This window comes from Paenibacillus dokdonensis, from assembly GCF_004916975.1.
Taxonomy (GTDB): Bacteria; Bacillota; Bacilli; order Paenibacillales; family Paenibacillaceae; genus Paenibacillus_AQ; species Paenibacillus_AQ dokdonensis.
Genome location: NZ_STGQ01000002.1, coordinates 318,481 through 343,618, shown reverse-complemented (window position 1 = coordinate 343,618; position 25,138 = coordinate 318,481). Strand labels below are relative to the sequence as shown.

The window sequence follows — 25,138 nt, the reverse complement described above, 5'->3', positions numbered from 1 at the left end:
TCGGATGTAAATACATCCTTGATATCTAAAAATAAACGTTTCACGGGGAATGTCAAATCCTGCCCATGAAAAAGCCCGGCATCAGCCGGGCATTTCTGCGTTCATTTCCGTCTTCGTTTCGTATTGATGCTTGCGGCTCAGCGAAGGAAGCACGAGCAGGTAATATACGCTGACGATGAAGATGCTTACCGCGAGGATCCAGTACAGCGCCGTCACGGATACCAGGGTCGGGAAGGCAATAGCGACAAATCCAAGCGCGATGGCCTGACCGGCGGTAGAGAGCGGCTCAATCCAGGCGCTGACCCGGCCCATGCTCTGCGGTTCTACCAGCTCCGGCATCCATCCGCCCAGCACAACGTTAATCGGTCCAAGAATGATGCCGAGCAGTACCATCATACCCAGATACAGCTGGATGTTTCCGAAGCTGCCTAGAAAGATTGTGCACACACCGATCAGGAAGAGGCCGGTAATCAGTACGCTCACCTTGCCGGTTTTTTTTATCAGTGGGGTGCTGATCACGCTGCCCACCAGGTATCCAATGCCGAGAAACACCATGACAAGCGGGGTGTAGATTTGATATTGATCAGGACTGAGCTTGTATTTCATCGTAAAGAGAGGGAGGATCGAGAACACGCCGTTCACGATGCCAAAGAAGAAAAAACCGAGAACAATGGCAAGCAGCAGCCGGTTTCGGACGATGTACTTGAAGCCCATGCCGAAGTCGGCGGCGATGCTTTTCAAGTTCAAGTCCTTCAGCTTCATTTTGCCATTCGGCTGCCGCACATGAAGCGGGAAGTGGCAAAACGCGAGCAGAATACCTGAAATGATGAAGCTGGCCGTATCAATAATAATGGCTCCTTCGATGCCCAAGTAATAATAAGCTGCCGACCCCATGCTCATGCCGAACAGCATGAAAACGCCCATGATCGACATGTTCAGACTGGAAGCCTGAACATACTGTTCCGGTTTCATGATGCCCTGCAGCAGGCTCATTTCGGCAGGCGCAAAAAATTTCGAAATGCCACTCCGCAGGAAAAGAAGGGCAAATGCAGCGATGATCCAGTCTTCGTGTATGGCTAGAAGCAGCACGAGGGATAAGCCAGCCCGGATCCAGTCGCTATACACGGCAATACGTTTGCGGTCCAATCTGTCGGCAAGCACGCCGATGAACAGGAATACCACGAGAGTCGGCAGAGAGTACATCATCTCAGCGACGGTAGCATAAACGGGTTGATTGCTGAAGCGGTCGATCAAATAAAAGGCGAAAGCCATCGTGCCGACCATGGTGCCGAGCTGCGAAGCAAAGGTGGCCAAAAACATTCTGACGAATATGGAGTTGCGGAAGAGTTCCATGCGGGGTCTGCCTCATTTCCTTTTTAATTGTTAGGGCTATGAAAATTGATGTGGAGTTCATGATGGGAGGATGCTGCATAAAAGCTTATGCGAGATAACTTTTAATACCCGGTTCAGGTTTCAGCATATGTACAGTTTGATTTTCCCTGATATCAGTTTACAACGATCATTTTTGTTTGGATAACGGCGCGGGTATGATGTTGTACTCGGTCTCGGGACCGAGGGCGCACAAAAAAACCGCAGCATATGACGCAGCGGTTTTTCGATACATATTAAAAATATTTACTGCTCTGTGCCACGTCCGCGGGAGCACCACAGCACCCACCAGATCAGCAGCGGCTGGAAAATCAGCCGGATCCAGAGTGCGGAAGGAGGCGTGTTATTGAAACCTGGCGCGGGGATCTCCTTGATGGCCGCATAGATGTTGGCGGGAAAAACTAGCACCAGATAGATGGCAATCAAAGTTCCGGTCAGCCTCATGGTTCTGGGGATCAGCAGGAGTACGCCCAGAACCAACTCCAAAACACCGGTGGCATAGATCATAGGCAGCCTAAGCGGCACGAAGTCCGGCAGCATTTGCGCGAAGCCGTCGGCCTCCAGAAAGTGGAATACACAAGCTGCGGCAAAAAAAAGCGCAAAAATCATACGTGCTATCCGTTTAATCAGGCGAGTCTTTGAATTGGAGTGTTGCTGTGAGTAGGTAATAGCGTTCACTTTCCTTTCCGTGCAGGCTTCCAGGCATCCATCAAGGGACCGCTGAATCCATACAGCGGGTCGGTGCCGGGTAAGGGTACCTTCTCAATCTCTTGGAGCACGCGGGGGCGCTCGTCTGGTTCACCGGTGCATACGTTATAGTCCATCCCGTCTGGATAGGCACCCACGACGCTGAAGTCCGCGCTAGAGGAGATTTTCTTATGGCCGGTTCCTGCGGGAAGCACCACCACATCTCCCGCGGATACGTCAATCTTCCGGCCTCTCTCGCCGCCAAGCTGCAGAACCGCCAATCCGCTCACGACACCCAGGACCTCATGCGAAATGCTGTGATAATGGTGATAGCTGAATACGCCATTCTTCCAGCTGTTCAGCCAGCCGTTTTGATTGAAAATGCTCTCCGCTTCCAGGGGCTCGTCCCGCAGGACACCTTTGTAAACCATCACGGGTAAATCAGGGTTGTTGGGTATGATTCCATCATCCTTAAAATAGTACGAATTCATGTCCGCTCCGTTCAAAATAATCCCTCCATATAAACCATATTAGGTATAGAATGGTGTTTATTTCGGATGCTTATCTACTCCATTTAAACGGTTTATGCTCCGCTTGAACTCTTTGGGAAAACGGCCTCTTTTTTTTCAGGCAGAACTTGTGATATAATGCATTTGGAATATTAATAACTTGATAACTTGTGGGTAAATGAATGAATATATCCTTGGATAAAAGTCACTTTCATGGCCTAACTTCTCTTCATATGTTAAGGGAATGTTAGGCCTTTTATTGTTTAAGGCCCGACGTTTCCGGCCAAAAAGTCCGGCACACAGGGTGATGGCCCGCCCGCTACTTCGTAATCAGGAGGGAAATAAGGATTCGTTCCAGATACCATGGCAGCCCTTTAGGTTCTGCCTTCAGAAGTGCAATCAGCCCGTGGAACGGGTCAAATTCAATGGATCAATTACATAATCAATCATTTCAGCAAATTATCGCCAGTTATACTGGCAAGCTGCTAAGAGACCACTTTGGAAAAGGACCGGAATCGGTTGTGGTTTCTATAGGCTCCACATTCATAACCATTCATTTGCGTAATTTCTTGACACCGGCTGAGAAAATATTGCTGGACCAGCAACAGGAGGAACTCGTTTTTGAGACGAGGGATAAACTGATGATATCGGTCATTCCGGGAATATTGCAGTATCTGCAGGATGTAAACGGTGTAATAACGGACGAGTGCTATTGCGATTGGGATTTGGCCCAAAAGACGGGGATGATCACGATCATAAGCCGCGGACCAATTCATCATGCACCATTCGTTTCATCGGATTACTGCGGTAGGAGTGATATCGAAGCCGAGCTAAACCGGATTTGTTCGCAAGTGCAGAAAGCGCCTAGCAGCACCCTATCCTACGAGATGAATCCGCGCACGCTGCTGGTTATTAGAAGCGGTGTTCTGCTGCCTATGGAGCGGGAGATCATCCGTTTGGGACAAGGGGATGTATTAAAACGTGTAAAACGCAAGCTGGAGAAGGAATATATTATAGGGAGCGACGTTCTCCAAAGCCTGCTTCAGAACCGGATCAGCGACTGCTTCATCGATTGGAATTATTCATTAGATAAAAGTATTGTTGTCATCACATTGAGCCCGCACCGCTAATCAGCCGTGCGGGTTTTTATGATTCACCGCGGGGCATAACGCTGCCTGAGCTGTTCAGCCATTTCCGTGATTTCATGGGTCCCGGGGAGTACAAGACGGGCTGCCGAAGCGGTTGTCCCCTCCATGGTTTGCCGGCCGCGGATGATGTCCTTGACCGCCTCGGCAAACCGCTCCGATGCATTCGGTCCCAATCCTGTCAGCTCCTCCAAGGAAGCGGTGCTGCTGCTCTCCACTTGCGGATAGTCGGCTGCATCTGCCCCCTTGCCCGCCTGGTCGTAGAAATCTCTTACGAGCTGTGCGCGCTCCTGGCCTGATCCCTCGGCGATGACAAATGCCTGCACGACATAAGCATGTGCCTGCCGGCGCTGTGCAATGCCGCAAAATTTCCGGCCGCCAATGCTGAGGTCAAAATCACCGGGACAATAGGCTCCGGCAATTTCGCCCTTGTCTACGGCAAAGCCGGTATGCGCAAGAGCTTCCCGGATCAGGCTGTACATTCGTTCGAAGTCGGCACGGAAACGCTCGTCGCCGGAACCCTGTTTCGGCAGAATAAGCGACAGGTTCACAACGCCCAGATCGAGTGGTACGGCTGCTCCGCCGGAATTGCGGATCGCGGTGCGGTATCCCATGGACTCGAGCCAGGCTCTAGCCTGGGCTGCTCCCGGAAGACGGCTGTCGCGCAGCCCGATGATAAAGGAGCGGGGATGCCGCCAAATATGGCATAGGGGCGGACCGCCCCGTCCGGTTTCCTTGCACAGCAGCTCATCCAGTGCGAATGGATGCAGGGCATCCTGCTGCATATCATGGTTCATGCGGTCCAATATGAGCATGGAGCTGAATTCAGCGTTGCTTACTTCGGGCATAGAGATCGCTTCCTTTGCTATGTCATCATGACACGTCAGACGCATTCATGCGTTTTTCTCTTCTGATTATGCCATATGTGTTTTACTGGTGGCTAGTTCGGCAGGAACAGCTTCGCATCCGTTACGGAATGCGAATCCAGGCCGATGTGCCTTACAGCCGGATCGTTTCTATAGATACCGCACTGGAATTTCATCCGGATAAGAATGAAAGCAGGCATGCTGCGTTGCCGGTCGTTACGCCCAATGTACGCATTGAACTGGCGGAGCCGATGATGGTGCAGACACTGTTGTTCATGCCGCGGAAGGTAAAAACGATTTATTTAGCTTTGGATGAACCATCTGCATTCGCGCAAATGATGAAGGGAAAGTGCAATTTTTTAGCATAGACTGAAATATACATAAGACAGACCCTCCAATGATGGAGAAGTTACTTTGAACGCGGACATACAACTTAGTTCAGTCTTGATAACATATTTTGGCGTTTCCAGGTCATACTAAGGAAACAGCTGGGACGCTGCGAAAATATAGGATGAGGACGGGATTGCGATGTACTTCGGAAAAAAAGTGGTTGAGGAAATTCCTGAGGCGGACACGACGATCTGGTCTTGTTCCAACGAGAATTGCAACGGCTGGATGAGGGATAACTTTGCTTTTGAGCATGAGCCTTTATGCGCCCACTGCAGCTCTCCTATGAGCAGCAGTACGAAGATGCTGCCCCTGGTCGTTAATGACCATCCTATTAAAATGCTGAAAAAGGGCACCTTGATATAGATGTCCGCCATCATATGAAATAAGAAACAGGGTCTCCGTCAAGGGGACCCTGTTTCCATTTTAAATGGTGACTTTGCTGAAGGCTTTCTCAGCCGGGATATAATCATAACCGAGATCACGCGCAACCGCCTCATGGGTTACAAACCCGCCTAGAACGTTAGCTCCGCTGCGAATGGCAGGATTGGCATTCAGGAGCTGCTGAAGCGGTGTATCCGCAAGCTTGAGCGCAAATGGCATCGTCGCATTGGTGAGTGCCAGTGTCGAAGTCCGTGGTACCGCGCCCGGCATATTCGCTACTGCATAATGGACAACGCCGTGCTTCACGTAGGTCGGATGATCATGGGTGGTAATATGGTCAATGGTTTCGACTACGCCGCCCTGGTCAATGGCAACATCGACGATGACCGAGCCCGGCTTCATGGTCTTCACCATGCTTTCTGTCACCAAGAGAGGTGCTTTCGCTCCCGGAATCAGTACGGCGCAGATGAGAAGATCGGTTTCAGCGACCGCTTTAGCAATATTGGCAGGACTGGATACCAGGGTGCTGATCTGATTTCCAAAAATTTCATCAAGCTGGCGCAGACGTGGTATGCTCAAATCAAGCAGGGTGACGTCGGCACCAAGACCTGCGGCGATTTTGGCTGCATTCATACCCACGATGCCGCCGCCGATAATGGTGACCTTGCCGCGGGACACGCCGGGAACGCCGGAGAGCAGAATACCTTTGCCGCCATGCGGACGTTCCAGAAGCTGCGCCCCGATCTGGGCGGCCATACGTCCAGCTACTTCACTCATCGGTGTGAGAAGCGGCAGCGTACCATTCACATTCACGGTCTCATATGCAATGGCATGTACACCGGATGCAACCAGCGCCTTGGCCAGCTCCGGTTCAGCGGCAAGATGCAGGTAAGTGAAGAGGATCAGCCCTTTACGGAAATATCCGTATTCATTTGGCAGCGGCTCCTTGACCTTCATGATCATATCCGCCTGCTCCCATACCTCTTTGGCTTCCGTCAGGATAACGGCTCCGGCATCTGCATACTCTTCATCCGTGAATCCGCTTCCAAGTCCGGCGCTGCGTTCCACAAGTGCACGGTGTCCATGCTGGATAAATTCCAGAGTGCCTGCCGGGGTCACGGCGACGCGGTTCTCATTATTTTTAATTTCCTTTGGTATTCCGATGTTCATGACAGATCACCTCTTCAATAAAATGTATAACAAAAAGTCGGCTTTAACTTTGAGCGAGGGACCGCTGCGGTAACGGATCATTCTTCCGATCGCTGTTGTCTCCAAATTTCCTGAATTTTGCCCTTTATAGGGTAGAAATTCGGAGACAAAGGCGAACGCTAGCGCTTCTTCAGAATGATTCCGTCCCCTCCGCCACTAGCTATAATGATTATGAGCAAATCGACATTCTGTATTTTTTTTCATCATATATTAAAAGTTTACAATCGATTGTTACGCGTTGCATCGTACGTCTTGTCAAGGAAATAGATCACACGACAGGACATAATGTTTATCCCGGCGGGTCAGTACCTGTATTGTAAATGATCCGCCAACCTTCTATAATGTCTCCATTAAACCTGAGGGATGTGACGGCTATGGGCGGGTTCACGCTTTATATCAGGGACGTGCTGGAACGTCCCGTATTTCAAAGAGCCCGGCTGATCGCAGGCGCAGGCGGCACCGGCCGCAAGGTCGGTTGGGTTCACATACTTGAAATCGCTAATGTGGCCCCATTTGTAACGAAGAATGACCTCATTCTGACGACCGGTCTCTGGCTCCGCCATTACGAACAGGAACGCCTGTCCTACATGCAGCAGCTCATACGCCAGGAAGCGGCAGGTCTGTGCGTCGAGCTTGGGACGAGTATCGAGAACATTCCAAGCGAAATTATCGAGCTCGCGGATGCATCGGATTTTCCTCTGATTGTATTTGAGCAGCCTGTCCGCTTTGTGGAAATTACCCAGGACATTCATGGCCTGCTGATCAATCAGCAGCACCAGATGCTGAAGGATCTGGAGGCATATTCCCGCAGATTGCAGCAGATTACCCTTCAAAGCACGGATGTTTATGCCATTCTCCATGTATTATATGAATACACCGGACAACAAGTTGTGTACCATTCTACCGTGGATACGAATAAATTTATTCCCCGCGGGATATCCCCGGCTCTAGCAGAAGAACTCACCGCCTTGTACAGGCAGCAGGTAGAGGCAAGTGAAGCGGCACAACAGGAAGCGGGCATATTCGCACTGCCGCAGGATCGTTTACTGCTGACCCAGCCGGTCATTTGTCTCGGACAGACATTGGCGCATGTCGGGCTGGTTATCCCGAGTCAGCAGACACAGGACCGGATCACGCTGCTGCTCGATTATACGGCCAAGTCGCTGGCATCTCTCCTGCTTAGGATGCTTTTTCTGGAGGAAAAAATGCTCCGCGACCAGAATCAGCTCATTCAGGACATTTTGAATCATCAGATGGAGGATGAAGAGGAAGCACGGGGCCGTATGGGACTGCGGCCTCAAAAGCAAGGCGATGTATGTTTTGCAGCGGGAATGATCGAAATGGAGTATATCACGGAGGAAGGAGAGCTGGATCGGGACAAGGTGGAATCGGTTCAGCAGGACCTGCTGGTCAGACTGCGCGCGCTCTTAAAAAAGCATGCCCTTCACAATCTGCTGATGCAAAAGGGTCGCCGGATTTATATCCTGTGCGCACGTGAGAAGGCTGCAAGAGATGATACGCCTGCACTCCTGCAGCAGACCATCCGCAAAATCGTGGAGCGCTTGCAGCTTCCGACCCCAGAAACTCCTGTGCTGCGTCTGCATGCGGGCTTTGGACTCCTCCGTAACCGGATGACGGATATGCATAAAAGCTTCAAAGAAGCGGAGCAGGTGCTTGAGGTGTCGCGTTCGTCAGCAGCGTTGCAGGACGGACTTTTTTATGACCGGATTGGAGTCTACCGCCTACTGAAGGCCATTCCGGAAGAGGCGCTTGAATCCTTCATTCAGGATCAGCTTGGGCCGCTGATGAGCTATGACCGTGAGCATCATCTTCACCTGCTCCAAACGCTGGATATATACCTGAAATGCATGGGATCCAAAAACGATACGGCCAAGGCGCTGTTCATTCACCGGCAGACGCTGTACAATCGGCTGGATAAGATTACGGAAATTTTGGGCGAGGACTATTTGGAGCCGGACCGGCGCATATGTCTGGAAATGGCCCTCTTAGCACTGCCGCTTTTGTCTTAAAAATACAGCATTGAAAGCATAGAGGATGAATAACGAATGAAAAAAGTCGGATTGGTCATGAGAAAAATTCAGTTTAGTGAAAATCAGGGGCCGCGCGTATTTGCGGACCGTCTGAAGGCAATCGGCGCAGAGCTGGGTGTGGACATCGTTTTTATCTCCCCGGAGCGCCACGTGAGCGGGTATGACTGGGTGCCCGGATATGAGCATGAGAAGGGCGATTTGGTCAATTACGATATCATCCTGGATCAAATTTATCAGAATGGCATCGAGCATGTTATTTACACCGTATCCGGCTTTACCTATCTGAAGATGTTCCTCGAGAAAAGCGTGCTTTTTCCCCACAGCTTTCCCGACCCCGCACTGACGGGATATGAGATGATGAAGCCTTTTTACCAGATGGTAGACAAGGCAATCGTACAGACGGAGTTTTTGAAAGAGGAATTCTCCCGGAACTTTGGCGTGAATGATGTGGATGTCATCCCGATCGGATTCAGTGAAAATCTGGCGCAGAAGCATTTTGACCCGGCACAAATTGTAGAGAACCGCATCCTCTGGATTGGACGCGATGAGGAAAACCGCCGACCGGATCTGGTGCTGAAGTATGCGCAGCAAAATCCGGACAAGGAAGTGTTCATGGTATTCGGAGGGGAGCGCTACCGAGAAAGCCTGAAGAAGTATCATATTCCGGATAATGTGAGGCTGCAGTTCGCGCTGAGCCAGGATGAGGTATTTGCGCTCATGAATTCAGCGAAGGTCTATTGGAACTGCTCCCGGTTCGATACATTTGCCATGCCGCTGACCGAAGCGCTCGCCATGGGTAAAATCGTCGTGAAACCGGAGCATCCCTGCTACCGTCATATCAATGCGAGGCACTCCTTTTCAGGCAATGAAGAGAATTGGTTCGAGCTTGTGAACATGGCGGCCGCGTCGCCGCAGTCCTATTCGATGGATAACCGGCATTATGCGTTCGACCAGTTTTCAAGCCGGATGATGAAGGAAGGATACAAGAATTTTTTTGATGAGTGGCTTAAAGATTGACGGAATTCATCTGATATCGGAGAATATGTATATACATACATAAAAACTCATAGGTTCTGAATCATAGATCCTAATCTGATGCGCAAAGGTGTGTTCATGCATGTCCTTTCTTCAAAAATATATTCGGAAATACGGCAAGCTGTTTAGCTTATCCGTGCTCTTTTTGACGCTGGAAGCTTTCTGCGACCTGCTGCAGCCGACGATCATGTCCAAGGTCATTGATGACGGTGTCGCAACAGGCAGCATGAACAAGGTATTTTACCTGGGCGGGATGATGCTGCTTATCACCGGAGTTGGCGCTTTGTCGGCATCGATTCGTAATGTGGTTTCTAGCCATGTCTCGCAGCGGTTTGGTGCAGAGCTCAGGTCCGATCTATTCCGCAAAATTCAGTCACTGTCCTTTGAACATATGGATCGTTTCGACCGCGCTTCCCTGGTAACCCGCCTGACGAATGATGTCACGCAGGTCCAGAACTTTATGAACGGATTGATGCGCTTTTTCGTTAAGGCTCCTCTGCTGGGCATCGGAAGTTTGATCATGGCGCTGCGCTTGGATATTCATCTATCTGTCATTCTCGTGGTCGTAGTGCCTATCGTGGCTGTCCTCATCGTAATGAATATGAAGATCGGATTTCCGTTCTTCATCCGTGTACAGCGAGCGCTTGACCGCGTGAACGGGGTCATGAGGGAATATTTGTCCGGCGTGCGCGTCGTGAAGGCCTTCAACCGGTTTGACTATGAAGTGGGCAAGTTCAAGTCGGCAAATGATGAGCTGGCGGAGCGTTCCATGACTTCGATGCGGGTGATGTCTGTTTTTGGTCCGGGAATCTCGCTCGTAGTCAACTTTGGCATCATTGCCGTGCTGTGGCTCGGCGGACTGCGGGTTGACAATAACCAGATGCAGGTCGGCAGCATTATCGCTTTCATCAACTACATGACGCAAATTTTATTCTCGCTGATGATGATTTCGAACGTGTTCAATATGTTTGTGCGCGCCAAGGCTTCAGCAGGACGGATCGGGGAAGTGATGGTCGTAGAGAGCGGCATGCCGGCGGAAGGTGCAGAGGTTTCACCATGCGAGGGCGAGCGCGGACGCATCGATTTCGAACATATCAGTTTTGCATATGCAGGGTCATCGGGTGACCCGGTCATCCGAGACTTTACACTCACCTGTCTGCCTGGACAAACGATTGGTATCATCGGCTCGACGGGCTCGGGTAAAACCTCGCTGGTTCATTTAATTCCAAGGTTCTATGATGCCACCTCCGGTACAGTCAAGGTGAATGGCGAGGATGTCCGGCGGATGGACCCTCAGAAGCTTAGGGAGTCAATCGCGATCGTTCCACAGAAGATGATGTTGTTCACCGGAACGGTGGAGGACAATCTGAGATGGGGCAAAGAGGATGCGGCGGACGAAGAGCTGGTGCAGGCGGCCCGGATAGCGGAGGCGCATGAATTTATTTCGGCTTCACCTGAAGGCTACAACAGCCGGATTGGCCAGGGCGGCGTCAACTTCTCGGGTGGTCAGAAGCAGCGCCTTTCCATCGCCCGGGCGCTTGTCAGACAGCCTGAAATTCTGATTCTGGACGACTGTACCAGTGCGGTGGACGTGGCCACGGAAAGCAGGATCAAGCAGGCGCTGCGGACGTATGCCAAGGGACTGACCTGTATTCTGATCGCCCAGCGGATCACTTCGGTCATGGATGCGGACCGGATTGTTGTCATGGACCGGGGGGAAGTGGCCGGCAGCGGCACACATGAAGAGCTGATGCAGCACTGCCGTGTCTATCAGGAAATCTACAAGTCTCAGATGGGGAAGGAGATGCAGCCGAATGCCGCAGAATAATACCGCGCATGAACAGCAGCAGACTCCTATATCCCAGGGGGCAGGTGCCCCCGGTGGAAGACCTGGCAGTCCCATGAGGGGATTGATGGGCGGGGGCTCCGGTGGTAAGCCCAAAAATTTCGGAGGGACGATCCGGCGTTTATGGGGCTATTTCGGCAGAGAGCGGAAGCTGTTGTCGCTCATCATGCTGTTTATTGTGATCGATGCAGCCGTGACGCTGCTTGGCCCATATCTGATCGGCAGATCGATCGACGCCATGTCCCTGGGGGCTCTGGGAGTGGATTTTGATCTGCTGAAAATTCTGATTATCGTTCTTGCCGCCGCTTATGTAACGGATGCGCTGCTGACGTTTCTGCAGGGCTGGCTGATGGCGGGCATTTCACAGCGGATTGTGGCCTCACTGCGCCGGGCGTTGTTTGGCAAGCTGCAAAAGCTGCCTGTGTCTTACTTCGATGCCCGCTCTCACGGCGAGGTCATGAGCCGTCTTACAAATGATATCGACAATGTGAGCTCGACGATTTCACAATCGACCGTCCAGCTGATGTCTGGCGCGATTACGATCGTCGGCTCCCTCGTGATGATGATTATCCTCAGTCCGATTCTGACGCTGGCAAGTCTGATTACCGTGCCGATTCTGTATTTTCTGACGCGCGCCGTGACAAGGAAAACGAAGGTCCTGTTCAAGGAGCAGCAGGTGCAGCTCGGGAGGATCAACGGTCATATTGAGGAAAGCATTTCGGGCATGGAAGTGGTCAAAGCCTTTAATCATGAGGACAAGGCGATTTCCGAATTTGAAAAGGTGAACCAGAAGCTGTTTGAGGTAGGGCTGAAAGCGCAAATCCGTTCAGGATTTCTCATGCCAATGATGAATGTGATCAACAATATCGGGTTTGCTGCTGTCGCTCTGGTTGGCGGGGTTCTGGCTGTTAAAAGCTTGATTACCATTGGCGTTATTGCCAGCTTTATCAGCTATTCACGTCAATTCGTAAGACCCTTGAATGATCTGGCGAATATTTATAACCTTCTTCAATCCGGGGTCGCCGGAGCGGAGCGTGTCTTCGAAGTGCTGGATGAGAATGAGGAGACGGCAGATTCTGAAAAAGCGGAAGTATTGGATCAGATCGAGGGAGAGGTCGTATTCGATCAGGTTAGTTTTGGATACAGACCCGAGGTTCCTATTCTGAAAAATATAAGCTTTACCGCAAGGCCGGGCAGCAGCACGGCCTTGGTCGGCCCGACAGGAGCCGGCAAGACGACCATCGTGAACTTGCTGACACGCTTTTACGATGTGACGGCAGGATCTGTTTGCATCGACGGAACAGACATCCGTGATTATACGAGGGACAGTCTTCGCAGAAGCTTCGGTTTCGTTCTGCAGGACACTTATCTGTTCTCGGGAACGATCAAGGAGAATATTAAATACGGCAAGCCGGAAGCGACGGATGCGGAAGTTCATGAAGCAGCGGCGATGGCCAATGCAGATGTGTTCATCCGGCGCCTTCCGGACGGGTACGACACCGTTCTGTCGGAGAACGGCGGCAATCTCAGCCAGGGACAACGCCAGCTGCTGGCGATTGCCCGCGTACTGTTAGCTAAGCCGTCTATTCTGATTCTGGACGAGGCGACGAGCAGCATCGATACCCGCACGGAGCTTCATATCCAGGATGCGCTGATGCACATGATGCAGGGCCGGACGACATTTATCATTGCACACCGGTTGAACACGATCCGGGATGCTGATACGATCATGGTCATCGACCATGGGGAGATCATTGAGCAGGGAAATCATGAGCAGCTTATGGAGCAGCAGGGTTTTTATGCTCGCATGTTTGAAAGCCAATTTAAAAATCTGGATGGTACGGAGGAATCGGCTGCAGCTGCTCCGGTTCAGGAATAATGTAAAAGGACGCCTACATGTAGGCGTCCTTTTTTTTGCTTGTTGAGTCCGGCCTTATTTCAAATAAACAATATTCAACCGGTCTTAAGCTGCTTCCCAGGTTGGCCTTTCATCTGACGTTTAACCCTTCCTTAAATAAGAAATAATTACCGGTATAGCTTAGTTATTGGCACTCATTGGTTAGTTTAAAACGTTTTCGTAAAGGGTATTTCTTTGAAGGGAAGCCATTTAGCATGAATAATATTTTAGGGGGGTCCAGCATGAAAAAGGGAAGACTGCTTTTGGCCTGCGTCCTGCTTGTCTCCATGCTTTCGGGCTGCGGCGGCAGCAAAGAGGCGGACGGGAAGGTCAAGCTTGAGTTTTTTCAAAACAAACCGGAAGCGAAAGGCTCCTTCGACAAGCTGATCGCTAAATTCAATCAGGCGCATCCGGGTATCCAGGTCAGCCAGATCAATCCGCCTGATGCGGAAACGGTACTCAAGACACGCGTTGTCAAAAACGATATCCCTGATGTGATTGCCCTCGGCGCGACCGATACGTATTCAATTCTCGCACAGAGTGACATTTTCACCGATCTGACGCAAAGCAAGCTCCTGGAGAATATCGAGCCCAATTATATAAAAATGCTGAAGGATATTACGGGTATGGACAAGGTGACGGCGGTACCCTATGCAACGAATGCCAATGGCATTATGTATAACAAGACCCTATTCAAGGAAATGGGACTCACCGTCCCGAAAACCTGGGACGAGCTGATTGCAACAGCGCAGAAGGTCAAGGATAACGGAAAAATCCCATTCTATTTTACATATAAGGATGATTGGCAGACAAACCTTCCGTTTAATGCGCTGGCCCCGAATTTGGTGGGCATTGATTTCTTCAAGCAGCTGCGGGAAGGGAAAGTCACGTTTAAGGAAAAATTCCGCGAGGTCGCTGAAAAACAGCTGAAGCTGCTGGATTATGGCCATGGAGATAATTTCGGTAAGAACTATGCGGATGGCAACCGTGCCTTCGCCAAAGGTGAGGCCGCGATGTACATCCAGGGCAGCTGGGCCATTCCGGAGATCCGCAAAGCGAATCCGAAAGCCGACATTGGCTTCTTTCCATTTCCGGCGGGCAATGATCCGGAGCAGAACAAGCTGATTTCCGGCGTGGACACGCTGCTTACCATATCTGAGGATACTAAGCACAAGAAGGAAGCCGAAGAGTTCCTTTCCTTTCTCCTCGAACCGGAGAATATCGGGCAGTACATCAAGGAGCAGACGGCCTTTGCCGCTGTCAAAGGCGTGAACCAGGAGGATCCGGCGGTTGCCGAGCTGCTGCCTTACCTGAAAGAAGGCAAGGTACTGGATTTTGCCGACCACTATTTGCCTGCCGCTATGCAGCTGAACTCGATCGTACAGGCCTTTTTGCAAAATAGAAACATCGACGGCTATTTACAAACCCTGGACCGCGAATGGGATAAGGTGCAAAGCCGTAAATAATTGCACCGATCAAAGGAGGAAGGAAGATGACGAAGCGACTCACGGCTTTTTACTGGATGACCGTGCCCGCCGTTATATTATTTTTTATATTCATGACGCTGCCGGCCCTACAGGGCATTTATTACTCATTCACCAACTGGAACGGATTCGGCAAGCATTACGACTTTGTCGGCTTCAAAAATTACATCAATATCTTTACGGATAATAATGTGGGCAACGCCTACTTGTTCACTTTTAAGTTTGCGATCGTCACCACGATCCTGACGAATGTCTTAAGTCTGCTGATCGCGCTTGGGCTGAACGCCAAAATTAAATTCAGAAACTTTTTCCGCGGCATTTACTTCCTGCCGAACATTCTGAGCGTACTGATCGTAGGCTATATCTTCAACTATCTGTTCTCGAACGTCTTTACGATTTGGGGCAAAAATTTAGGGGTTAGCGCCTTTTCGACCAACATTCTAGGTAATGAGCATATGGCCTGGATCGGGATCGTTATCGTGGCGGTATGGCAGGGCATCGCGTTCAATACGATTTTGTATCTAGCCGGCCTGCAGACGATACCGACATCTTTATATGAGGCATCCAATCTGGACGGAGCCAGCCGCTGGCAGGAATTCTGGAAAATCACGTTTCCGCTGATCGCGCCGTTCTTCACCATTAACATGGTGCTTGCGATGAAAAACTCACTGATGGTCTTCGACCAGATCATTGCCTTGACCAATGGCGGCCCGGGCCGGGCGACGCAGTCGATTTCGCATCTGATATACACAGGCGGATTTCAGGGCGGGGAATTTGCCTACCAATCTGCCAACTCAGTCATTTATTTTATCGTGATTGCCCTCATCTCGGTGCTGCAGCTTAAATTCCTTCAGGGAAGGGAGACGGATATGTAATGAGAACGAAAACAAACTGGCTGGTCCTGATCCTGGTTGCGATAGGCACGATTCTGATTCTGTTTCCGCTGTATATGACCTTGACGATCGCATTGAAAAATCCCGAGGAAATGACGCGCTCGGTTTTTGCCATTCCGACGACCTTCCACTGGGAGAATTTCCGGAATGCGGTGAAAATGACGAACTTCTTTCAGGCATTCCGCAACAGTGCGCTGGTAACGCTCTGCACGGTTGTGCTGACGCTGCTCACGAACTCGCTTGTAGCTTATGCGATTGCACGGAATATGAACCGGAAGTTTTTCAAAGGATTGTATTTTTATTTTATCAGCGCGATGTTTATCCCGTTTCCGATTATCATGCTTCCGATCGTCAAGCTGACTTCCGCGATGCATATGACGAACCTGGTTGGGCTGACGATCCTGCATACGGTATACGCGCTGGCATTTAACGTATTCGTCTATGTCGGCTATATCCGTTCGATTCCGATTGCTCTTGAAGAAGCGGCGACGGTAGATGGGGCGGGCACCTGGAGTACATTCTGGCGGATTATTTTCCCGCTGATGGGACCGATCAATGCCACGGTTGGCATTCTAATCTGTCTGTCGACGTACAATGACTTCCTGCTCCCGCTGATTATTATCAGCGACCAGAGCATGTACACGTTGCCGCTTGTGCAGTACATTTTCCAGGGGCAGTTCAACACGGATTTCAACCTGGCCTTCGCTTCGTATCTCATGGCCATGCTGCCAATGATCATCATCTACCTGTTTGCGCAGAAGTGGATCATCAACGGTGTGACACAGGGTGCGGTGAAGTAGAAGTAGACGTAGGGTATCTCAAAGGTCCATGGGCCACTGGGATACCCTTTTTTACGTTGTGAGGCGCCCCGAGTACGAATCATTCCTCCGATCGCTGTTGCTTTTCTTCGGAGTGAATTCCCGACGCTGCTTCATGCGGATTATTCCCGTTCTTCGTTTTGTTTGCTGCCAGAAGATGAGGATCTGCCCCGCAGACGGCTGAAAATTCTCTCCTTGTTTTTCTTCAGGAGCACTACGAGAGTGATTAAAATCGCGAGGATGACCATGGATGCAGCAAAGTAACGGGAAGCCACATGGAGCAGATGCTCGATATCCGGTCCGAATATTTTGCCGATGGATACATACACCAGAACCCATACCAAGCCGCCGATATAGTTCAAAGCGAAAAAGGTGCGCTGCGGCACTTTCAGTACTCCCGAAACGTAGCCCGTAAAGTGACGTAATCCCGGAATAAAATAACTCACCAAAATCAGCTTGTTGCCGTATTTGCCAAACCATTCCGTTACTTTGGCGAGTCTCGCCTGATTTAGAAGAACGTATTTTCCGTACTGCGCAAGAAACGGCGTCCCCAGCCTGTAGCCTATGAAATAGGTGATGGTCGTGCCTATAATGGCACCGATATAGGAGTAGAAGATGATGAAGGGGATATGAAAGTTGCCCAGCGTGGACATATGGCCGGAAATCGCCATCGCGAGTTCTCCCGGGAAGGGAAGGGCCAGAGATTCTGAGAATAGTCCAAGAAATAACACTAAATATCCATATTGTTCAAAGAGATTGTTCATCCATTCCATGGTTTTGCTCCTTTTATGGCGAAAAACCCATTGCCAGCTGCATTTCGCACTCATTCGTATGACCTGCATAATCCCTGTGGGGGGAATCAAATCCTGTCTTTTGTACCATTCTAAAGAAATCATCAAATATCCGAAACTGACTGGGGTCCAGTTGTATCCTAGACCTTGGTCTTAAAGGTTGATATTTAATTAGACGAAAGGGGATCATTTTTCCCTGCAATCGAAAAAAGAAAACGGGAGTATATCTTAAGCGTTGACAAGAGAATCGGGACAAATACCCCTTGGAAAAATGCTGATAGGTATCTCTCACTTGCTGGATATTAGGTCAGACATGCTGCAGTGTCTGTCGTCACCTCGTTGCTTGGGTTTATGGAACGAAAAAAGGACTCTCGTCTGAGAGTCCATGATGTCATTATCCTTTTGCACAATAATTCGGCTAAGCTACTTATTCGTACTATGCTGCTTGTTTGGCAGCTGTTTACTTTGTACATTTTGGCCATGATGTTCCTTGTTCTTACGCTGTTTTTCCTGATTGTCATGAACCTTGTCCACAAATTCACGTGTGCTGTCCGTCATCTTATCGTTCACGCTCCCTTCGACATTGGAAATGGCATTTCCTTGTTACGATGTCCGAAGAGGGCGGATGAAATTCATGGCGGCTTTCACGGGCTGACGAATACATTGGCGGTGCTGCTGACGGCCTTTGCATAAAATGTATACACTTTTTTGTATAGAAACATCAAGTATAAGGGCTGTAACCCCTGAGGTTACGGCCTTTTCACTGTTTTTTCATTTTGTATGGATCCCCAAAAAGCTTGATTTAATCATATTTAAGCGGTTGACAAAACCCAACCAACTGGTAGAATGATAACTAAATCGATCTAAATGAGAATGAGTATCATTCTTAATATATGTAGTTTTATGCATATAAACCGTATAAGGAAGAGTCGAATTTGTTATGAAAATCTGGTACTTGTGGGTAGCGCTCGTTGTTTTTTCAATCATATCCCTGTTCGTGGGAGTTAAGGACATTTCTCCGCTGGATCTTTTTCATCTAACCCCGGAGCAGCAGCAGGTACTATGGGTCAGCCGGCTGCCGAGGCTGGTAAGCATAATCATCGCAGGCGTCAGCATGAGCATCATTGGTCTGATTATGCAGCAGCTGACTCGCAATAAATTTGTTTCGCCAACAACGGCGGGCACGATGGATTCAGCTAGATTCGGCATTTTGGTGGCAATGATGCTGTTCTCGAATGCTACCACGCTGGAAAAGATATTGGTTGCCTTCCTCTTCGCCTTGCTGGGCACGTTCATTTTCATGCGGATTCTCGATAAGGTGAAGTTTAAGGATACGATATTCATTCCGCTGGTGGGACTGATGTTCGGTAATATCGTCAGCTCGATCACAACTTTTTTTGCCTATAAAAATGATCTGATCCAGAACATGTCCGCCTGGCTGCAGGGTGATTTCTCAACGGTCCTCAAAGGACGATATGAAATGCTGTATGTCAGCATTCCGCTCCTCATTATCGCTTATCTGTTCGCGAACCGCTTCACGATTGCGGGTATGGGTGAGGAGTTTGCAGTCAATCTTGGCCTCAATTACAAGGCTGTGGTGAATATTGGTCTGGTGCTGGTCGCCGCGGTATCAGCGGTGGTTATTTTGACGGTAGGTACGATTCCATTTCTTGGTCTGGTCGTTCCGAACATCGTGACGATGTACCAAGGTGATTATTTGAAAAAAAATCTTGCGCATACCGCCTTGCTTGGAGCCGTGTTCGTTCTGTTCTGCGACATCTTGGGCCGGATCATCATTTATCCGTATGAGATTTCCATCGGCCTCACGGTTGGCGTCATAGGCAGCGCGATCTTCATTTTCCTACTCCTGAGAAGAAAGGCTTATGCGTCATGAAAAAAAAGCTGATTTTCCTATCGATTATCGCACTTGCGCTGATACTCGTGTTCATGTTCATCCAAGCCGGTGGCAATTGGGACTATGTCCTGCCGCGAAGGGGCAAGAAAGTGCTGGCGATGATCATTACAGGCGGGGCGATCGCTTTTTCCACCGTCGTCTTTCAGACCATCACCAATAACCGGATTCTGACGCCGAGCATCATGGGACTCGATTCCCTGTATATGCTGTTTCAGACCTTTATGGTTTACATATTCGGTTCAGCCGGGCTGACCATGATGGGCAAGAACGTTAATTTTATCTTGTCAGTCGGCCTGATGGCACTCTTCTCGGTGGTCTTTTACAAACTGCTGTTCAAGCGGGAAGGGCAGAACATTTACTTTTTGCTCCTGCTCGGGCTGATTTTCGGCACATTGTTCCAGAGTTTGTCGACATTCATGGAGGTGCTGATCGACCCGAACGAATTCCAGATTGTGCAGGATAAAATGTTCGCAAGCTTCAACAATGTGAGCACGGAGCTGCTGTGGATATCGATTCTATTGATGGCGGCAGTCACGGTTTATTTTGCACGATATGCCAAGTATCTCGATGTCATTGCTCTCGGTAAGGATCAGGCAGTCAATCTGGGTGTGGATTATGACCGGGTTGTGAAAAGAATGCTGGTTGTGGTTGCGATTCTGATCTCCATTGCGACAGCGCTGGTTGGTCCGATTACCTTCCTCGGACTTCTCGTTGCCAACGTCAGTTATCAGTTCATGAGAACCTTCAAGCATCATCTTCTCATTCTCGGAGCCATACTGCTCAGCATTATCGCCTTGGTGGGCGGGCAACTGCTGGTTGAACGGGTATTCACCTTCTCCACCACGCTGAGCGTTATCATCAATCTGGCCGGAGGGGTGTACTTCATCTACCTGCTGCTAAAGGAGAGTAAATCGTCGTGATTGAGGTCAACAATGTAACCAAACTATACAATGGCAAAACGGTCCTGGATGACGTGTCTGTCCGCATCGGCAAAGGGAAAATCACTTCCTTCATTGGTGCGAACGGGGCAGGCAAAAGCACGCTCCTGTCCCTGATCAGCCGCCTCATCAAAAAGGACGGAGGCGACATTCTGATCGAAGGCGAGTCCGTCGACAAATGCAAGAGCAGTGATCTCGCCAAGAAAATATCGATTCTCAAGCAGTCCAACCATATCAATGTCCGTCTTACGATCCGCGAGCTGGTCAGCTTTGGACGGTTCCCATACTCCCAAGGCAAGCTGAAACCGGAGGATTGGGAATATGTCGATGAGGCGATCCGGTACATGGAGCTTGAGGAGATGCAGCATCAGTATCTGGATCAGCTGAGCGGGGGTCAACAGCAGCGTGCATTTATCGCGATGGTCATCGCGCAGGATACGGAATATGTGCTGCTCGATGAACCGCTGAACAACCTGGATATGAAGCATTCCGTGCAAATTATGAAGGTACTGCGGCGGATGGTGGATGAGCTTGGCAAAACCGTCATTATCGTCATTCATGATATTAACTTTGCATCTGTATATTCGGATGATATCGTAGCTCTCAAAAACGGGAGAGTCGTCAAGGAAGGACCCGCCGCGGAAATTATAGATTCCCCTGTGCTCAAGCAGGTATACGGCATGGATATCCAGATCGAAACGATCAACGATCATCGCATCTGCATTTATTTCGCTTAGAGATGTCTCTTGGAATTCTAACTTTCGGTAATGATATGGGGTGCGCCGCCAGCATGCCAGGGCCCGGCAGCACGGCTTGCATCGCATAATTTTATAAAATGGCTCTGACTATATTCTTTGCACGGTGGGCCGCTACGGTGACGGATCGTTCTTCCGATCGCTGTTGCATCCAAATTTCTTGATTATATTTTTTATAAATGTAGAAATTCGGATGCAAAGGCGAACGCTAACGCTTCTTCAAAACGATTCCGCCCCCTCCGCTACTTCCGAACTATACCTAGCCACCTTGGCAGAAGATGCGGCCATACTAATTTATAAAAATTATAATTATGAGGTGACCACTTTGAAAACAAGAAACATGTTCATGCTGATCATATCTGCAATGCTGGTATTCGTACTGGCTGCTTGCGGTAACAATAATAATGCCGAATCGCCGGTCAAGGAAACCGAAGCCAATGCGGCTGCTGCTACAGAGGGTTCCGAGGAAATCACCATTAAACATAAGCTTGGCGAAGCCAAAGTGAAGAAGAACCCGCAAAAGGTCGTTGTATTCGACTTCGGGATTCTGGATACGCTCGATAAGCTGGGAGTTGCCGTAACGGGCGTGCCGCAAGCTAACATTCCGCCATATTTGTCCAAATACGAAGATAAAGATGCATATAAGAACGTGGGCAGTTTGAAAGAGCCTGATTTTGAAAAAATCAATGCACTGAAAACTGACCTGATTATCATTTCCGGCAGACAATCCGATGCATATGAGGAACTGAACAAGATTGCCCCAACGGTATATCTTGGACTGGATACAACTAAATTCATGGATTCCTTCAAGGAAAATATGAATACGGTCGGCCAAATCTTCGGTAAGGAAGCAGAAATTAAAACCGAGCTTGAAAGCATCGATAAGTCTATCGCGGAAGTGCATGATAAAGCAGCAGCTTCCGGCAAAAAGGCCCTGATCGTGCTTTCCAATGAAGGCAAGCTGAGCGCGTACGGCCCGAACTCCCGTTTCGGCATCATCCATGATGTGCTTGGATTTGCCCCAGCGGACGACAAGATCGAAGTATCGACGCATGGCCAAAGCGTAACCTCCGAGTACGTAGCCGAGAAAAACCCAGACTACCTGTTTGTCGTTGACCGCGATGCTGCGGTAGCAACGGATAAGGATGGAGCAGCTGCCAAGAAAACCGTTGAAAACGAGCTGGTGAAAAACACGAATGCATCGAAAGACGGACATATCGTCTACCTCGATCCGAACTACTGGTACCTCTCCGGCGGCGGCCTGCTGTCCGTTCAGGAAATGGTGAAGGAAGTCGGAGCGAGCATCAACTAAGCTTTACAAGGACATGAGTAACCCGCCGGCAATGGCGGTAAGGCTGTCTGCATCCCGAAAGGGATGGGGCAGCCTTTTTGTATGTGTGAATAGATGCCAGCTAAATAATGAAACACCTTACGCTAAACCATCTTGTAACCCAAATCCTGCATATGCTTTAATAAGCTTACAGAAAAGAACGGACATCCGTTGAAAGGGGAAGCAGCATGGCCTATCTGGACTTTCACCCAAATGATTATTCCGTGACCTATAAGTCGGACACCATCTCGCTTCTGGCCAAGGAATATGCGCTCCTTCAGTTTCTCTACCGGCATGCCGGACAGACCTTCACGAGGGAGCAGCTGCTGGACCGGGTCTGGCCGATGGAATATCCGGGCGAGCGCACGGTGGACGACCACGTGTACAGGCTCCGGAAAAGGCTGAAGCGCTGGAGCGGACAGATCCGGCTTGCTACCGTGCGAGGCCTTGGATACAGCTTAACGATGAAAGAAGCCCCAGAGCTTGCCGTTCCATCGCTGAGGGATAGCGGATTGCAGAAGCAGATTTGGCAGCTGATGGACACCTACCAACTGCTTGGCCAAAGCAAGTCGATGCTGGCTCTCGCGAATCAGCAGGAGCTGCTTGGTGTAAACATCGATTCACCGCATCTGATATTCCTGCGGTTTGTGCAGGCAGACTTGGATTGGTTTCTGCACAGTCCTGAAGCTGAAGATCGTGACAAATTATATTGGCTGCTTGCATCCTACAGTACCTATTACAAGGAGCCGCAGAAATGTCTGAGGTACTTTGAGCAGGCAATTCAATCCAAAATCCTTCCGGATCAGGAGCACCGTGAACTGGAAGTATTGAATATACTGGGCCTCTATGCCGACAATGGCCGTATTGAAGAGGATCTCCGGCGGGTGCAGAAGGCATATCGGTTTATCGAGAGGTTAGAAGGCGAGCTGGATAGCTTCAACGTTCATATCGCATTGGCGGAAATGTACATTCATCTCGTTGCAGGCGATATTCCAGAGGCAGAGCGCTGCTCAAAGTGGATAGAGGATAGGTTGGCTGCAGCTCCCTATTTGAGAGAAATCTGTACCTATCATGGTTTAAAGGGAAGACTGCTCATGCTTCAGGGGCGCCGTCCAGAGGCTGTGGCAGCGTTTGAACATGGTCTTACGGTCGGCGAAGAGGCGCATAATATGCCGCTGCTCGTAAAGTCCGTCGTTGGCACGCTGGATTTTCTTGAAAAGGCATATCCAGACGCCCCGCTGCAGCGGAGATTCCAAGCACGGTATGATGAATTTGACCGGATTTACAGACTTTCAGCATATAAGCAGTCCATGGAACAGATGATTGAGCGGATTTTGAGCTCCGTCTGATATTCCTCTGATATTTCTCCGTTAAGGTGAGAGTATTCTGATTAGCGGAGGAATTCTCATGTCGACTGCATCATTGATATCAAGTAAGCGCCCGGCATCCGTCTGGAGCAACCGGACATTCTCCAAAATGTTCTCGGCTTACGCATTTTCATCTTTCGGCGAATGGTTTGATGCTTTTGCCATTCAAATTTTGGTAGCGTACCGCTGGCACGCGGATCCGTTCATGATTGCATTAATTCCTGTCATGATGGCTCTCCCCGGCATATTGCTCGGTTCCTTTGCCGGCGTTATTGCCGATCGGTGGAAGAAGGTCAACCTCATGATGCTGGCTGATGCGGCCGAGACGGTTCTTACCGTCCTGCTGCTCTTTGTTCCGAATATGTACTGTTTGCTACCGCTCCTCTTATTGCGTTCTGCCATGGGGATATTCCGTGTTCCGGCGCATCAGGCGCTGACACGCCAGGTCGTTCGAGAGGATCAGCTGTTGAAGGCAACCTCCTATAACGGACTGGTCAACCAGTTTTCCAAGATTGCCGGCCCACTCCTTGGCGCGGTGGCTTTAACGGTGGTATCCCCTCAAATGTGTATTCTGGTGAATGCTTTTACCCGTCTGCTTTCCTGCATTTTATTGTTTACCCTGAGAAATATCGACCAAAATGCAGCCGTAGAGAAGACTGAGGAATCGAATGGGCCAGGGAGCGGGGAAGATCATAAGCAAAGCTTTATCCAGTTGTGGAAGCAGGGATGGGCAGTGCTGCTGCAGCGCCGGATTTTGTTCACCAGCTTTATCGTGAATATGATCGTTATGCTGGTCATTATGATGATTGATTTCCAGTTTCCAACCTTGTTTCGTGAAATCGCACCGCATAATGAATCTCTGCTGGGATGGACGATATCGGCCACCGGTGTTGGAGCGGTCATCACCATTTTGCTGCTGAACCGGCTGGGCAAAGTGCGTTACGGACTAGGGATCGGGGGCGGTGTGGCGCTGATAGGAGCAGCATTTGGGTGCATGGGACTGCTTGGCCCAAACTCGCCTGAAGTATGGAGCATTGTTCTTGGGCTTGTCATTGGCATCGGGAATGGTTTGGCCATCGTGACCTATAATTATGTATTGCAAAAAGAAACACCGGAAGGGATGACGGGGCGGATCTTCGGCATTCAGAATACGTCTGCCAGCACAATCATGGTCGCTGCGCCTTTAATGGGTGGCGTACTGATTCATGGACTGGGTGTGGGCAAGGTTTTTCTCATTCTGGGAGTTGCGATTCTATTCCTTGGCGCGGTATGTCTGGTTTTTCAGCGCATACTGTGGCCATCCAAGCAGGTAACAATGGTTCCTCAAGATCTTAGGGAGGTATCCGGCTAGCCTGGAGATGTTGCGAATTTAAGAAATTTAGAAGCCGAAAGTGCTGCCTGGTACTGACGAAAATAGATTGACAGCCTTTTCACTTCTCCTT

General features: G+C 49.9%; 23 protein-coding genes. 16 read left to right on the top strand and 7 right to left on the bottom strand.

Annotated features, from left to right (window positions below):
* Nucleotides 1-81 precede the first annotated feature (81 nt).
* From E6W40_RS19600 to E6W40_RS19590, 3 genes are all read right to left on the bottom strand, one after another.
* Nucleotides 82-1,353: an MFS transporter gene (locus tag E6W40_RS19600; RefSeq protein WP_136607311.1), complete on the bottom strand. Its 1,272-nt coding sequence runs from the start codon at nucleotides 1,351-1,353 to the stop codon at nucleotides 82-84.
* Between the two features lie 282 nt (nucleotides 1,354-1,635).
* Complete coding sequence (locus tag E6W40_RS19595; RefSeq protein ID WP_136607310.1) at nucleotides 1,636-1,998, bottom strand: DoxX family protein; 363 nt, start codon at nucleotides 1,996-1,998, stop codon at nucleotides 1,636-1,638.
* A gap of 65 nt (nucleotides 1,999-2,063) precedes the next feature.
* Nucleotides 2,064-2,582 (bottom strand): cupin domain-containing protein, encoded by a 519-nt coding sequence (locus E6W40_RS19590; RefSeq protein ID WP_136607309.1) that lies wholly within the window; start codon nucleotides 2,580-2,582, stop codon nucleotides 2,064-2,066.
* 428 nt (nucleotides 2,583-3,010) lie between these two features.
* Here E6W40_RS19590 and E6W40_RS19585 point away from each other — a divergent pair, with 428 nt between their 5' ends.
* Entirely contained in the window at nucleotides 3,011-3,715 is a 705-nt protein-coding gene (locus E6W40_RS19585) for a Na-translocating system protein MpsC family protein (RefSeq protein ID WP_136607308.1), read from the top strand.
* A 23-nt stretch (nucleotides 3,716-3,738) separates the two neighbouring features.
* Here the strand turns inward: E6W40_RS19585 and E6W40_RS19580 are convergent, their stop codons facing one another.
* Nucleotides 3,739-4,578, bottom strand: coding sequence for a lipoate--protein ligase family protein (locus E6W40_RS19580; protein ID WP_136607307.1), 840 nt, complete (start codon nucleotides 4,576-4,578; stop codon nucleotides 3,739-3,741).
* Nucleotides 4,579-4,592: 14 nt separating this feature from the next.
* Here E6W40_RS19580 and E6W40_RS19575 point away from each other — a divergent pair, with 14 nt between their 5' ends.
* Nucleotides 4,593-4,964, top strand: a complete 372-nt coding sequence (locus E6W40_RS19575) for a hypothetical protein (RefSeq protein WP_168928988.1) — start codon at nucleotides 4,593-4,595, stop codon at nucleotides 4,962-4,964.
* Between the two features lie 160 nt (nucleotides 4,965-5,124).
* On the top strand, nucleotides 5,125-5,349 hold the full coding sequence (locus E6W40_RS19570) for a cold-shock protein (RefSeq protein ID WP_136607305.1): 225 nt from the start codon (nucleotides 5,125-5,127) through the stop codon (nucleotides 5,347-5,349).
* Nucleotides 5,350-5,409: 60 nt separating this feature from the next.
* On the opposite strand, the gene ald is transcribed toward E6W40_RS19570, so the two are convergent.
* Nucleotides 5,410-6,537, bottom strand: a complete 1,128-nt coding sequence (ald, locus tag E6W40_RS19565; protein ID WP_136607304.1) for an alanine dehydrogenase — start codon at nucleotides 6,535-6,537, stop codon at nucleotides 5,410-5,412.
* A 413-nt stretch (nucleotides 6,538-6,950) separates the two neighbouring features.
* On the opposite strand from ald, the gene E6W40_RS19560 reads away from it, so the two are divergent.
* The 7 genes from E6W40_RS19560 to E6W40_RS19530 all read left to right on the top strand — a co-directional run bounded on the left by E6W40_RS19560 (nucleotide 6,951) and on the right by E6W40_RS19530 (nucleotide 16,582).
* Complete coding sequence (locus E6W40_RS19560; RefSeq protein ID WP_136608159.1) at nucleotides 6,951-8,606, top strand: PucR family transcriptional regulator; 1,656 nt, start codon at nucleotides 6,951-6,953, stop codon at nucleotides 8,604-8,606.
* 36 nt (nucleotides 8,607-8,642) lie between these two features.
* Nucleotides 8,643-9,644, top strand: a complete 1,002-nt coding sequence (locus E6W40_RS19555; RefSeq protein WP_136607303.1) for a glycosyltransferase — start codon at nucleotides 8,643-8,645, stop codon at nucleotides 9,642-9,644.
* A 100-nt stretch (nucleotides 9,645-9,744) separates the two neighbouring features.
* A complete protein-coding gene (locus E6W40_RS19550; protein WP_136607302.1) occupies nucleotides 9,745-11,490 on the top strand; it encodes an ABC transporter ATP-binding protein in 1,746 nt (581 codons plus the stop codon).
* The gene (locus tag E6W40_RS19545) at nucleotides 11,477-13,387 is read left to right on the top strand and encodes an ABC transporter ATP-binding protein (RefSeq protein ID WP_425464949.1); all 1,911 of its coding nucleotides are present in this window, start codon (nucleotides 11,477-11,479) and stop codon (nucleotides 13,385-13,387) included. Before E6W40_RS19550 ends, E6W40_RS19545 begins: the two co-directional genes overlap by 14 nt.
* Nucleotides 13,388-13,647: 260 nt before the next feature.
* Nucleotides 13,648-14,871: an ABC transporter substrate-binding protein gene (locus E6W40_RS19540; RefSeq protein ID WP_136607301.1), complete on the top strand. Its 1,224-nt coding sequence runs from the start codon at nucleotides 13,648-13,650 to the stop codon at nucleotides 14,869-14,871.
* A 26-nt stretch (nucleotides 14,872-14,897) separates the two neighbouring features.
* Nucleotides 14,898-15,764: a carbohydrate ABC transporter permease gene (locus tag E6W40_RS19535; protein WP_136607300.1), complete on the top strand. Its 867-nt coding sequence runs from the start codon at nucleotides 14,898-14,900 to the stop codon at nucleotides 15,762-15,764.
* Complete coding sequence (locus E6W40_RS19530; RefSeq protein WP_136607299.1) at nucleotides 15,764-16,582, top strand: carbohydrate ABC transporter permease; 819 nt, start codon at nucleotides 15,764-15,766, stop codon at nucleotides 16,580-16,582. The genes E6W40_RS19535 and E6W40_RS19530 overlap by 1 nt, the downstream gene beginning before the upstream one ends.
* A gap of 140 nt (nucleotides 16,583-16,722) precedes the next feature.
* Here E6W40_RS19530 and E6W40_RS19525 read toward each other — a convergent pair whose 3' ends face one another.
* Together E6W40_RS19525 and E6W40_RS19520 are read right to left on the bottom strand one after the other, a co-directional pair.
* Complete coding sequence (locus tag E6W40_RS19525; protein WP_136607298.1) at nucleotides 16,723-17,373, bottom strand: DedA family protein; 651 nt, start codon at nucleotides 17,371-17,373, stop codon at nucleotides 16,723-16,725.
* Nucleotides 17,374-17,814: 441 nt separating this feature from the next.
* Complete coding sequence (locus E6W40_RS19520) at nucleotides 17,815-17,961, bottom strand: DUF4023 domain-containing protein (RefSeq protein ID WP_342774717.1); 147 nt, start codon at nucleotides 17,959-17,961, stop codon at nucleotides 17,815-17,817.
* A 370-nt stretch (nucleotides 17,962-18,331) separates the two neighbouring features.
* On the opposite strand from E6W40_RS19520, the gene E6W40_RS19515 reads away from it, so the two are divergent.
* The 6 genes from E6W40_RS19515 to E6W40_RS19490 all read left to right on the top strand — a co-directional run bounded on the left by E6W40_RS19515 (nucleotide 18,332) and on the right by E6W40_RS19490 (nucleotide 25,047).
* Nucleotides 18,332-19,285, top strand: coding sequence for an ABC transporter permease (locus tag E6W40_RS19515; RefSeq protein WP_136607296.1), 954 nt, complete (start codon nucleotides 18,332-18,334; stop codon nucleotides 19,283-19,285).
* Entirely contained in the window at nucleotides 19,282-20,226 is a 945-nt protein-coding gene (locus E6W40_RS19510; protein WP_136607295.1) for an iron chelate uptake ABC transporter family permease subunit, read from the top strand. Before E6W40_RS19515 ends, E6W40_RS19510 begins: the two co-directional genes overlap by 4 nt.
* Nucleotides 20,223-20,981, top strand: a complete 759-nt coding sequence (locus E6W40_RS19505) for an iron ABC transporter ATP-binding protein (RefSeq protein ID WP_136607294.1) — start codon at nucleotides 20,223-20,225, stop codon at nucleotides 20,979-20,981. Before E6W40_RS19510 ends, E6W40_RS19505 begins: the two co-directional genes overlap by 4 nt.
* 358 nt (nucleotides 20,982-21,339) lie before the next feature.
* The gene (locus tag E6W40_RS19500) at nucleotides 21,340-22,311 is read left to right on the top strand and encodes a siderophore ABC transporter substrate-binding protein (RefSeq protein WP_136608157.1); all 972 of its coding nucleotides are present in this window, start codon (nucleotides 21,340-21,342) and stop codon (nucleotides 22,309-22,311) included.
* 206 nt (nucleotides 22,312-22,517) lie between these two features.
* Nucleotides 22,518-23,678, top strand: a complete 1,161-nt coding sequence (locus E6W40_RS19495; RefSeq protein WP_136607293.1) for a winged helix-turn-helix domain-containing protein — start codon at nucleotides 22,518-22,520, stop codon at nucleotides 23,676-23,678.
* Nucleotides 23,679-23,736: 58 nt separating this feature from the next.
* Complete coding sequence (locus tag E6W40_RS19490; RefSeq protein WP_136607292.1) at nucleotides 23,737-25,047, top strand: MFS transporter; 1,311 nt, start codon at nucleotides 23,737-23,739, stop codon at nucleotides 25,045-25,047.
* Nucleotides 25,048-25,138: the final 91 nt, after the last annotated feature.